This window comes from Nostoc commune NIES-4072 (assembly GCF_003113895.1).
GTDB classification, from domain to species: Bacteria; Cyanobacteriota; Cyanobacteriia; order Cyanobacteriales; family Nostocaceae; genus Nostoc; species Nostoc commune.
Map to the genome: position 1 here is coordinate 2,257,393 of NZ_BDUD01000001.1, position 11,700 is coordinate 2,269,092.

General features: G+C 39.2%; 6 protein-coding genes. 2 read left to right on the forward strand and 4 right to left on the reverse strand.

The window, feature by feature from the left end:
* The first annotated feature begins 172 nt into the window (after nucleotides 1-172).
* Complete coding sequence (locus CDC33_RS10015) at nucleotides 173-1,726, forward strand: YcjF family protein (protein WP_109008358.1); 1,554 nt, start codon at nucleotides 173-175, stop codon at nucleotides 1,724-1,726.
* Between the two features lie 141 nt (nucleotides 1,727-1,867).
* Here the strand turns inward: CDC33_RS10015 and CDC33_RS10020 are convergent, their stop codons facing one another.
* The gene (locus tag CDC33_RS10020) at nucleotides 1,868-2,578 is read right to left on the reverse strand and encodes a PEP-CTERM sorting domain-containing protein (RefSeq protein ID WP_109008359.1); all 711 of its coding nucleotides are present in this window, start codon (nucleotides 2,576-2,578) and stop codon (nucleotides 1,868-1,870) included.
* A gap of 588 nt (nucleotides 2,579-3,166) precedes the next feature.
* On the opposite strand from CDC33_RS10020, the gene CDC33_RS10025 reads away from it, so the two are divergent.
* A complete protein-coding gene (locus tag CDC33_RS10025) occupies nucleotides 3,167-4,882 on the forward strand; it encodes a serine/threonine-protein kinase (RefSeq protein ID WP_109008360.1) in 1,716 nt (571 codons plus the stop codon).
* Between the two features lie 361 nt (nucleotides 4,883-5,243).
* Here CDC33_RS10025 and CDC33_RS10030 read toward each other — a convergent pair whose 3' ends face one another.
* The 3 genes from CDC33_RS10030 to CDC33_RS10040 form a co-directional block, all read right to left on the reverse strand.
* Nucleotides 5,244-6,539, reverse strand: coding sequence for a hybrid sensor histidine kinase/response regulator (locus CDC33_RS10030; RefSeq protein WP_109008361.1), 1,296 nt, complete (start codon nucleotides 6,537-6,539; stop codon nucleotides 5,244-5,246).
* Nucleotides 6,536-8,983: a hybrid sensor histidine kinase/response regulator gene (locus tag CDC33_RS10035; RefSeq protein ID WP_439956592.1), complete on the reverse strand. Its 2,448-nt coding sequence runs from the start codon at nucleotides 8,981-8,983 to the stop codon at nucleotides 6,536-6,538. Before CDC33_RS10035 ends, CDC33_RS10030 begins: the two co-directional genes overlap by 4 nt.
* 416 nt (nucleotides 8,984-9,399) lie before the next feature.
* Entirely contained in the window at nucleotides 9,400-11,535 is a 2,136-nt protein-coding gene (locus CDC33_RS10040) for a serine/threonine-protein kinase (protein ID WP_109008362.1), read from the reverse strand.
* Nucleotides 11,536-11,700 lie beyond the last annotated feature (165 nt).

Below are 11,700 nucleotides of genomic sequence, written 5' to 3' on the forward strand. Positions count from 1 at the left end.
TTTAAAAGCTACTAGCTTAAGGATGATAAATCGATTAAGGTATTTTGTTAGTCAAGCAGATGAGCGTTCTTGGTTGAATCAAAAGCTGCTTCTGACTACTCTGGTAAAAAACACTGAAACTATTAAAATCAGAAGCATCTGCCTACTGAATATCCACTAATTTTTCCCAGCCATGCCTCTGTCACGCATAGTAACGCTGATTGTTGGTCTGATCGTCATTTTGGGGCTAGCCCTATGGCTAATTGATTCCCTATCGCGCCTCTATTGGCAATTGTCCTATTCGCCGTTGCTAGGCAATTTGCTGCTGTTGCTGCTGATTGTCCTCATTGGGGCGTTGGTTGCCGCTTTTGTCTATTATGTATTGGTGATTCAATCTGGAGAAAAGCGATCGCGTCGCAACCCGAAGCGAGTAACTGCGGCGCAAATTCCTGCTGGCAAATCTGATGCTGCTTCTACAACTCTCCAGGCTGTGCGCCAACAGGTAGGGCAAATTCAAGATGAAGTAGCACGCCAAGCTTTATTAAGTAAATCGCGCGAGATTGAAGCCAACTTAGCACGGGGTGAAATTCAAGTAGTGGTATTTGGTACGGGGAGCGCTGGCAAAACTTCCCTAGTTAATGCGATTATGGGACGCATGGTCGGTCAAGTAGATGCACCGATGGGTACAACTCAGGTTGGAGAAACCTATTGTCTACGGTTGAAGGGATTAGAACGCAAGATTTTAATTACGGATACGCCAGGAATTTTAGAAGCAGGGGTGGCGGGAACGGAACGCGAACAAATGGCGCGAGAACTGGCTACAGAAGCCGATTTACTCTTGTTTGTGGTAGATAATGACTTACGGCGCTCAGAATATGAACCATTGCGGGGATTAGCAGAAATTGGCAAGCGATCGCTCTTAGTTCTCAACAAAACTGATTTATATACAGATGAAGATAAAGAATCAATCCTTGCAAGGTTGCGTCAACGGGTACGGGGATTTATTGCTACTAATGATGTGGTAGCGATCGCTGCTAATCCCCAACCTGCACAATTAGAAACTGGCGAAACCTTCCAACCGGAACCCGATATTGTTCCTTTGCTGCGGCGCACGGCTGCTGTTTTACGCGCCGAAGGTGAAGATTTGGTGGCGGATAATATTCTTTTACAATCTCTGCGATTGGGAGACGAAGCCCGAAAACTCATCGATGGCCAGCGTCGCCGTCAAGCTGACAAAATTGTAGAACGCTTTCAGTGGATTGGTGCTGGTGTGGTATCAGTTACGCCGATACCAGTGGTAGATTTGTTAGCCACAGCTGCTGTTAATGCTCAAATGGTCGTAGAAATTGGCAGAGTTTACGGCTGTGAATTGAATATGGAACGGGGACGAGAGTTAGCCCTTTCTTTAGCGAAAACTATAGCCAGTTTAGGCATTGTTAAGGGAGCGATTGAATTATTATCTACAGCTTTGCAACTCAACGTTGCTACTTTTCTTATTGGTAGAGCAATTCAAGGCGTGACAGCAGCTTATTTAACGCGAATTGCTGGTAAAAGTTTTATTGAATATTTTCGTCATGACCAAGATTGGGGTGATGGTGGAATGACAGAAGTTGTGCAGCGACAGTTTCAAATTAATCGCAGAGATGAGTTTATTAAGGCTTTTATTCAAGAAGCGATCGCGCGGGTAGTGAAGCCATTACAAGATAAATCTGAAGTAGTTGAACACGATGAAGAAGTCAATAGTTAAACAATTTAAAATTCAATAATAAATGTGCTTACTATTATTAGGAACCCAGGAAAACAATGGATTCTTCAGTTGCTGATTAGATGTATGAAACTTGTTGTAGAGACGTTGCAATGTAACGTCTCTACCAACATTCATTGTTATTTAACTTTTGTTTTTTAGAGACACTTCTCGCTTGCGCTTTAGCCACCAGCCTCCAACACCAACAACCACTATCCCACCAAGGGCGCTAGGTTCTGGAACATGGGTTGAATCGGCGGTATCGACCACAAGTTTAGCAAACCCTTGATCGCCACTCTCAGAAAAAAGATATTCCTCACTAAGATCCCCTAAAAGCGCACCTCCAATTGAGAAAAAATTTCCGCTTCTAGCGTTAATATCTGCAATGGCGTTAGAGTTGAGAGCAAAACTCAGGATTTCGTTTGGATCGCCAGAAGTAGTGACGTCAAAAGTTCCATAGTTTTTACCACTGCCCAAATCATTATAAATAGTGTTATTGGGGCTATTATTTTTTTGACTCAACACATCAGCAGGTGTTGAAACATCAAAAAAACCTAGAGTCTCTGTTGGATTTCCTGAACCCACAAATCGTTGAATTTGCAAGGTTGCTGAAGTGACTCCTACTACATCACCAAGATCGAATTTAAAAAAGTTACGTAAATCTGTTCCACGTATATTTCCAGTTACGTAGTTGGTATTATCGTTAGAATTAGGCCCATTCAACCCACCTTCAGCAGCCCACCAACCTTGATCTGATGCAGTCTGAGTAAAACTTGCTGCTTGGGCTGTATTAAGCGTTCCTAATCCGAACCCAACAATAGCAGACGCAATTGCTAATTTATAAAACGTTTTCATGGATATCTCTTTGAGTCAGAACCTGTTTAGCTGAAACTCACAAATCTATTCTTTATACAATCACTGCTTGGTAAAAAATGTCGTTGCTACAGTACGCTATCAAGTTTGATTTGATCAGTTGGTAGTTGATGTTTTAGCGCTAAAGCGCCAACTATCAACAACCCATACTCCTCAATTTTTCGTTTACAGATTACTAGTAATGAAAAATTAAGTACTGGGATAGCATTCTATGACATTATTACCCTTGTATTAGATGTAACAGTAGTTACGTCCATATAGTAATTAAAAAAGTTGTGATTTTGCAATGATAAATACATAAAATTTATACAAGCTTTACATAATCTTTATGATTTAGTGTCAATTTATGAATTAACACTAAATAAAAATAATGGTTTTGGCTATCTTTTGTGTCATTTATATTGTTAAAGAAATTAGAAATATTGTTGCTAATTTTTTTTAAATATTTAAGTAATAATACTTATTTGAATTTCAGTAATTCAGGTTTGAAATATGTATTTTTCAAGCATTCCGGAAACAGTAGGAAATGCCAGGAAAACTAAATAAAAGAACTTACTGAGTAACCAGATCATGACCTACCACATAATCGGTAAATTACTACAAGGGCGTTACAAAATTATCCAAAACCTGGGTGCAGGGGTATTTGGACAAACATACATAGCTGTAGACGTAGATTATCCAGAGAATCCCAAATGCGTTGTTAAGCAGATTAAAGTTAGTAGTTCCGAATCCGGCTACTTGGACTTGGAGATGCTGAGGTTACTGTTTCTGACTGAAACCCAAACCCTGAAGCTTTTGGGAAGCCATCACCAAATTCCTGAATTTATCGCCTGCTTTGAAGAAAACGAGCGATTTTATTTAGTCCAAGAGCAGATTGAAGGACATGCGCTGACTGCGGAATTACCCATCGATCAACAATGGGGGTGTCTGTGGAGTGAAAGGGAAGTTGTAGAATTCCTGATAGATGTCTTAGGTATTCTGGAATTTGTTCATTCTCAGGGCGTTATCCATTGCGATATCAAACCAGAAAACTTGATCAGACGTAATAGCGATGGTAAATTAGTTCTGATTGACTTTGGCTCAATCCAGTCTATCGATTTTGGCATAGGTGCGGAATTGCCCATTCATAGAATTCCTGTCACTTCATTGGGATATATACCGCCAGAGCAATTTATTGGTCAAACACAGCCCAACAGTGATATTTATGCTTTGGGTATGATTGCCATCCAGGCTTTAACTGGGTTAGAACCACTAAAATTAAAAGCTGATCCTTATACTAATGAAATTGTTTGGCGTTCTGAAAACACGCCAGTTAACGATTATCTAGCTGCTGTTCTCAGCCAAATGATCCGCTACAATTACCAAGACCGATTTCAGTCTGCGAGTGAGGTGCTGCGAGTACTCAAACAAATAATATGGGAACAGCCAGCAGAAATATTAGAAGCGGCGGTTGAAAATCATAATCCTACATCTGGAAATTCATCTCCGTTATTAACAGGAATGAAAGTAGGACTGGCGGCTAATTCTTTAGTGATGGGATTTGGTGTATATTCTTTAATTAATGCTGCGCCTGCATACTCAGAAACAGAAACTTTATCTAAAGCCACACAAGAATATCAAGCAGGAGATTTAGAAGAAGCGATTGCACTTGCTAAATCAATTCCCTCCCACAGCAATGTTTATCCAGAAGCGCAAGCCACAATTGAAGAATGGCAAGAGCAATGGCAAGTAGCTGCACAGCAATACCAAATAGCTCAAACAGCTTTCTATGATAGCAGATGGTCAGATGTTATTCATGCTGTTGCTAATATTCCAAATATTTCATATTGGAAATCTAAAACAGATAAATTAGTTCAGCAAGCATACGTCAACATTGAAGCACAGACGCAAGATTTATTAGCAAAAGCTTACGATAGTGCCGATACAAAAGATTTTTCTGCTGCTTTACAATATCTGCGGCAAATTCCTAAAGAAAGTCGTGCGGGTGCTTTAGTTCAAGACAAATTAGCTGAATACAATCGAAAGCGCCAGATTAGAGCAGCTTACTTTTTACAGAAAGCCTATAAACAAGCACTTGTTGGAGATTTTAATCGAGCTATAAAATTTCTCCGAAATATTCCCAACGATACTCTAGTTTATGCTCAAGCTCAAGTCAAGTTGAATGAGTATACTCAAAAACAACGCCTGCTGACTGATTATCAAAATGTCGCTTCTGTAAAAAGAAAAAATTCATTTTTTTCTAAAAACGCAGCCACTAATATTCAATATGTTCAAGGAGGAAATTAGTTGCAAGAGGTTAATATTCGCTAGTTACAGCATTTTTTTGATTCATACATTAGCTACATATAATACAATACACTTGAGTTAAGGATTTTTGGTATGTAGAGACGTTGCTTTTCTTCGTCTCTACAAAAGATTTTGGGCTGAACTGAACTGTATTGACATCAATACTTGTCGGGTTTTGGGGAAGGGGAAAGAAAAAACCTTTAACCCAAACCCAGTAACCTTTTCCCCAAATCCAATTCCGAGTTAAAAATGCTTTACCCGAACAGTATTGGTATTGACATATAACAATTTGAAAATGCGAGTAGGGGCACAATATATTGCACCCCTACGTGTTGATTTTATTGGGTTTGTAAATTCTCATTTATCGAATGGGTAGTTCAATGATAAACTCTATGCCTTCACCTGATTTGGAATCGTATTTGAGCTTGCCGTGATGATTATTTACGACAATTTGATAAGCAATAGATAGACCAAGCCCTGTTCCTTTACCAACAGGTTTTGTTGTGTAAAAAGCATCATATATTTTTGTTGCATCTGCTTTACTGATACCTGAACCATTGTCGGCAACTCTTAAAATAACTTGCTCTCCAATTGCCTCAGTTTTAATTTTAATAACTCCAGGATTTTGATAAACTGTCTCAATATCTTTATTTTTATACTTTTCTTCAATTGCATCGATCGCATTACAAATTAAATTCATAAAAACCTGATTAATTTCCCCAGGAAAACACTCAACAAGTGGCAAGCTTCCATATTCTTTGACTAATTTGATACTTGGTTGATGAGCATTATATTTAAAGCGGTGCCCCAGAATGAGTAATGTACTATCTAACCCTTCATGCAAGTTGGTTAGTTTTTTACCCTTTTCTCTGTGTCGTGAAAAGTTGTTTAAATATGACACAATTTCTGTAACGCGATCTGTACCAAGTTGCATGGATTGAATAATTTTAGATAAATCATCTAACAAAAAATTTAGATCGCTTTTTTTAATCGCGGTTTTAATTTCTTCTGGGGGATCGGGCAGATATTTTTGATAGAGATACAGTAAACTAACTACCTCCTGTACATACTGTTCAACAAAATTTAAGTTGCCAGCTATAAAATTGATGGGATTATTAACTTCATGAGCAATTCCTGCTGTGATTTGTCCTAAAGCTGCTACCTTTTCTGCTTGAATCAGTTGAGTTTGAGTCTGTTCTAATTCGGTGTTTTTAGCGCTTAAGGTTTTGGTCAAATTTCTCAGCTTTAGATGATTTTCAATCCGTACTAAGACTTCTTCATGCTGAAAAGGTTTGGTAATGTAGTCTACGGCTCCCAATTGCAAACCTTTGATTTTATCAGCAGTTTCTGAGAGGGCTGTCATAAAAATGACCGGAATATCTTGGACACGAGGATTGCTTTTTAGCTGTTTACAGGTTTCAAAACCATCTATACCAGGCATCATTACATCCAGCAAGATTAAATCAGGTAAATCATCATTTTCTAATCGCTGAATGGCTCTCTCACCGCTCCGTGCTGCCCAAACTTCAAAACTCGACTGATCCAGAAAGCTGGATAAAACTTGTAAATTAGCAGGGTTATCGTCAACGACTAAAATAATTCCCTTAGAAAAAGCGCAATTTATAGAATTTTTTTGGCCTTCAATAGTAGTTTTCATGCTGGTTCTATTGCATATTGAGTCAAGAAATTGAGGATTAAATCTTCATCAAATTGCCTTGCTAGCTGCTTTATTTCGCTAGCAAATGGCGCGAAGGTTATATCTGTTTCCTCCAGTTGATCGGCCCACTTGAGAATAGCATTGAAGTTACCTTTACTAGCTAAGGTGACTAGTTCCTGCAACACTTGGGGGGAAGGAGGGGTTAATTGAGCAGATTGGCTATTTGCTATTGCTTCTTTGGCTTTTTCTCCATCAGGCTGAGATTGCTTGTAAATCCATACCAAATTTAAATATTGTTGTAGTTGATGCAATAATTCATCTACATGTATAGGTTTGGTTAAGAAGGCGTTACCTCCAGCTTGCAGACTGCGATGTTTGTCGGCTTCAAAGACACTGGCGGAAGAAACAATAATCAATACATCCTTAATTTCTGGAGTGTGACGCAGGTGTTCAATTAATTCAAACCCATCCATTTCTGGCATCAGCAAATCTGTGATGATTAAGTCTGGCTTGAGGGCGATCGCTATTTCTAAACCTTCTTTACCATTGCTGGCTTCAACTACATTAAAACCCAGTGGTTGCAGTAAGTTTGTAATCACTGTGCGATTCTCCCAGCGATCGTCAATCATCAGGATGGTGTAAGAGTTACCCTCAAAGCCAATGATTTGTTTCTCTGATGATCCGTAGGCGTAGCCCGTCGTAGACATCGCAGATTGTACCCAGTCTGTTGCTTCGGAAATCTCCAATTCAAACCAGAAGCTACTCCCCTGACCGATCTGACTCTCAACATGGATATCGCTACCCATCATCTGTACTAACTGTCGAGTAATAGCTAAACCCAGCCCTGTACCTTCAGCTTGGCGCTTTTTATCACCTACTTGTTCAAATGGCAAGAAAATTTTGCTCAATTCTGCGGGAGTTATACCAATTCCCGTATCTTCTACGGTGCATCGAAGGCGATGTTTCTGGCGATCGCTGGAAGGTTGATCGATTACTTCAATATTGAAAGTAACCTGACCTTCATCTGTAAATTTTATGGCATTTCCCAACAGATTTAATAGCACCTGACGTAATCTTTTGACATCAACATGAACCCCTGTAGGCAAGTTGATCGCGGGTTTATAAACAAACAAAATGCCTTTTTGTTTTGCCCGAATCTGGCATATTTCCACAATTCCTTGGAGAAAAGATGGGAAATGCACATCAACTGGATGCAGTTCTAGCTTTTTTGCTTCAATTTTGGAGAGATCCAAAATATCATTAATTAAAGTTAGCAAATGAGAGCCGCATTGTTCAATAATATTGACATGATATTGTTCTTGATTCGGTAAAGCTGGGGAACGCAGTAAAATTTGGGCACAACCGAGAATGCCATTCAAAGGCGTTCGCAGTTCATGGCTCATGTTGGCTAAAAATTCACTTTTAGCATGGTTGGCTGTATCAGCCGCAGCTTTAGATTTTTTCAGTTCAGCTTGTTCAAATGCTTGCACTTGCCACAAGACGGTGATCATGGTGACTGTCAATCCACCAACAATTAAGGCGATTAAATCGAGGAATTGCAATCGAGATTCGATATTTTCGCGGGGAATCACCAAAGCTACAGACCAATTAGCGGCTTGCAACGGCAGATAAGCTACATACTTTTTAGTGCCGTCAATTTCCATTAACTCAATTCCCTGTTGTTTGTTTACCATCTGCTGCGCGATCGCATTTAAATTGCGATCGCCAATTTTCAGCAGGCTGGGTGCAGGCTTTTCTACGGTTGACATTAACGCCGAATTAGGATGTACGATCGCTTGTCCTTGAGAATTGAGAGCAAAAGCATAACTATTTGCACCGTAGTACAGGGAGTTGACAACATCTGCAATATGATCGACTTTCACATTGCCGTGGAAAGTCCCTATCGGTGAACTACTGATAGCAGAATTTGACCAAATCGGGGTAGATATTGCAATTAAAGAAATTCCTGTAGAACGGCTAATGAAGGGATCGGAAATGTTGCTCTTTCCCGCAATTGCTTTTTGAAAGTAGTCTCGATCCCGAATATTTTTATTTGCTCGACCAACTTTTGTATTGGAATATGAACCATCTGGGGTAGCTATTTGGAAAAAGAAAAATTCATGAATACGCTTGACTTCTGCCTTTAAATAAGGTTCTGCCACAGACCAGTTTAAGGAACGTACAGTTGAAGTATTAGCTAGGGTTTGTACCTCCACTTGGCGAACGTGTAACCACTCCTCAATTTCAGCACCCCCTCTTTGTACCTCTAAAAAAGCGCTATGTCTCAAATCTTTGAGCATCATATTTCTAGCGGCTTGATAGCTAAAATAAGCAGAAATACTGACTATAAGGGTAGTGCCGCCAAGAATAAATCGAATTAGTAAATTTCGTGAGGGATGACTTTCTCTGTTAGATGCTGATAGGCTGGAGTTTGCTCGGATCAAGGGTTAGCTCCTTAATGGCATAGTTCGGCAAGGAGAAATTCTAGGTTATCTTTAGATTGCCCAAGAAACTACCGATGCTCACAGCTTTTGATAAAATAATTAATAAATTTATAGTAATGGCGTGTATTATAAGTTTTTATTTGATATTCTTTAAAATCAACTAATATTCCAATTATTGGCTATAAGAAGTGTTGTTAACAATTCTGAATTCCGAATTGTTAATGTACTATAGGAATCCTAAATGAGTTGCGAAAATTGAGAGACTCAGATCCCCGACTTCTTTGAGCAGTCGGGGATCTTATTGTTCACGATTAGGACTGCTATAATACCGCAAGGCGGAAGTCAAAAGTCAAAAAGCTCTAATTTTGGGCTTTTTGGCTGTAATGAAATCGTAGCTTTATTTACGCCGTGCTGTACTAGGGTGTCGTTTGCGGTGAATTAGTAGCATTAGGAAATGGGAGAACTGGCACAATTACAGGTTTAGGCTTTGATATTTCGCCTTGTAATTGAATTTGGGCTTGATTGCGCCCCTCTATTGCTTGTTGGTAATTAGGCTTGTATTTTATTGCTTGATCGTAAGACGCGATCGCATCTTTAAACTGCTTCAAATTTAAGAGCGCATTGCCTCTGCTATACCAGCTTTCAGAATGGTCTGGTTTATAACGAACTGCCTTATTATAAGACGCGATCGCATCTTCGTATTTTTGCAAAATGTATTGCGAATTCCCCAAATTATACCAGACTTGATAATCTTTTTGCTTAAGTGTTGCTGCTTTTTTATAAGCTTTTATTGCTTCTTCATAGCGTTGGGCTTGATGCAGCGACCAACCCAGATTATACCATGCTTGATAATTACTGGGATTATATTTGATTACTTGATTAAAAGATTCAATTGCTTCTGGATAACGTTGTAAATTGAGTAGTACATTACCTCTTGATAACCAGGCTTGATAATAATTTGGCTGGTATTGCACAGCTTTATCATAAGCTGTAAATGCGTCTCTATAGCGTTGCAATTTAACTAAGGCATTTCCCCAATTATACCAGGCTTGCTCGTAGTCTGGTTTTAAATCTACAACTTTTTGGTATGCTGCGATCGCTTCTTCGTATCGGTTAGAATTTTGTAAAGCTAATCCTTTTTTATACCAAGCCTCGTAATTATATGGTTGAAATTCAATCGCTTTTTCATAAGATTGAATTGCTTGGTCATATTGATTTAAATTACTAAAAGCTTCACCCTTAGCATTCCAGATTTCCGAGCTTTTATTATTGAATTGTAAGGCTTTGTCAAAAGAGGCGATCGCTTCTTGATATCGCTGTAGATTTCCCAATACAAAACCTCGTCCACTCCAAGCTTCAAAATAATCTGGCTGAATTTGAATTGCTCTATCATACGCCGCTAGCGCATCTTTGTACTTTTTTAGTTTATAGAGCGTTTTACCTTGACCATTCCATCCTTGAGCATAATCTGGTCTAATATTAACGGCTTTTTCATATACTTCTAATGCGTCTTGATAACGTTGCAAATCAAAAAGAGTATTTCCTTGTTTGGATAATTCTATAGCGTTATTTGAATTAATGTAATTAAAAACTAATATTGATGCTATTGTGCTAACTCCAATTAACAATATTGCTAGTAAAATTTTACCAAAAATACCTTTTTTCGGTTGAGATTTGTTGATATTTATTGGTGGAGAAATAGGAGTTAATGCAATTGTCTGTGCAGGTGGTTGTGTTAACTCTTTCAGCGCTTGTAATGCTACCGTTGCCGAAGCATAGCGTTGGCGAAAATCGTAGCACACCATCTTATCTAAGAATTGAGCGAATTCTGGCGTTACTGTGGCTTGATTGTGCCAGATAATTTCATTAGTATCGCGATCTTTTACTATTTCTTCTGGTGATAATCCCGTGAGAGCTTGAATAGCTATTATTCCCGTAGCGTAAATATCACTGCTTAATTTTGGTGTACCATGAGCTTGTTCTCCAGGGATATATCCAGGCGTACCTATAGCAACAGTACCTTTAATTGAGCCTTCGGGAAGAATCACCTGGGTAGTAATTTGTTTAACTGCACCAAAATCAATTAAGATTAATTTGCCATCTGGGTGGCGTCTGAGGATATTTCGCGGATTGACATCACGGTGAATTACATTCTGTTGATGGACAAATTCTAGGATTGTCAAAAGTTCTTGTAAAAATGAAATTACTTGCTCTTGACTCCAGGTTTTACCTGGAATTAATTCTAGACTCAAGTCATGCCCTTCAATCAATTCCTGTACGAGATAAAATTCAGCGTTCTCCTCAAAGTAAGCTAAAAGTTGGGGAATGCGATCGTGAGTTCCTAATTTATACAGAACTTGTGCTTCCGTATCAAATAAACGCCTAGCTGTCTCCAAGGTTACGGGATCACTTGCTTGGGGTTTAAGTTTCTTAACAACACATGGAGGTGAACCGGGTAATTGTGTATCACTTGCCACAAAAGTTTCACCAAAACCCCCACCTCCCAAGTTACTAATAATCTGGTATCTTCCTACAAGTGTGTTTCCCAGCATCTCGTTTGCCTAGTTAAGTGCGATGCGATCTGATTTCAATCTTGCCACACGTTAAGGAGTGGGGGGACGAGGGGGATGAGGGGGATGAGGGGGATGAGGGAGATGAGGGGGATGAGGGAGAAGGGGAAGAAGAACTATTGATTATTGCCCAATGCCCAATGCCCA